Here is a 1,222-nt window from a genome sequence, read left to right as displayed (position 1 = left end):
GGGTTCGGATGCGGTGGTGCTGACGTCGCGGCTGTCGGTGAAGTCGCACCCGTGGCTCGCCGATCATGTGGTGGTTGGTTCGGTGTTGGTGCCGGGGACAGCATTGGTGGAGTTGGCAGTGCAGGCGGGTGACCGGGTCGGCTGTGACCGTGTTGAGGAGTTGACGCTCCAGGCGCCGTTGGTGCTGCCGCAGGACGGCGCCGTCGACATACAGATCAGCGTCGATGCTTCGGAGTCTGGTGAGGGGCGACGTGAGGTGCGGGTCTACTCCCGTGGGGAGGATGCCGGTACTGATGAGCCGTGGACGTTGCATGCCACTGGAGTCCTGACGGCGACGGCTGAGCGCGGGGCCGTGGACTGGGACCTGCGGGCGTGGCCGCCCGCAGGAGCGGAGTCTGTCTCGCTGGAGGGGCTGTACGAGCGACTGGCCGGGGTCGGGCTGGCCTACGGTCCTGCGTTCCGTGGCCTGCGCGGGGTCTGGAAGCAGGGTGAGGACCTGTTTGTGGAGGCGGTGCTGCCCGAGCATGTCGCGGATGAGGCGAGCGGGTTTGGCCTGCATCCCGCGCTGTTGGACTCGGTGTTGCATGCGCTGGGGCTGCGGGGTGAGTCCGTTGAGGGTGTGCTGCTTCCGTTCTTGTGGTCGGGGGTGTCGCTGTCGGCGGTGGGGGCGTCCGCGGTGCGGGTCCGGCTCACGCCGCGGGGTACGGGCGAAATCGGGTTGCGGGTCGCCGATGCTACGGGTGACCCGGTCGCCGAGATCGACTCCCTGGTGCTGCGTCCTGTGCAAGCCGCGGAGTTGGCTGTGGCCAATCGCTCGCATGCGGACAGCTTGTTCCGGCTGGAGTGGACTCCTGCGCCGCCCTCGACAGGGTCTGATGAGACGGTTCAGGACGGCGCCTGGGTTGCGCTGGGCGGGCCCGGGGAGTGGCGGGAGGCTGGCATTCCGGTCACGACGTACGCCGACCTGTCGGGCCTGATCGCCGCGCTGGATGGCGGCGCCGACACTCCCGAGACCGTCCTGCTCCCGGTCCCGGTCCCGGATGTTGCCGGGGTCGACTCGGGCACCACTGACGTCGTTGCCTCTGTGCTTGAGGTGGTTCGGGGGTGGTTGGGGGAGTCGCGGTTTGTTTCTTCGCGGTTGGTGGTGGTGACGTGTGGTGCGATGGGGGTGTCTGAGGGTGATGGGGTGGATTTGGGTGGTGCGGGTGTGTGGGGTTTGGTT

1 protein-coding gene is annotated in these 1,222 nt (G+C 68.3%); it reads left to right on the top strand.

What is annotated here, in order from left to right; all coding sequences use genetic code 11:
• Positions 1-1,222 (top strand): polyketide synthase dehydratase domain-containing protein (locus JK363_RS41265; protein ID WP_201883464.1); only part of this gene is annotated, 1,222 nt, incomplete at both ends.

Origin of the sequence: Streptomyces coffeae, assembly GCF_016741875.1 — a bacterium.
Lineage (GTDB): Bacteria > Actinomycetota > Actinomycetes > Streptomycetales > Streptomycetaceae > Streptomyces > Streptomyces coffeae.
This window is presented reverse-complemented; position numbering and strand designations above follow the sequence as displayed.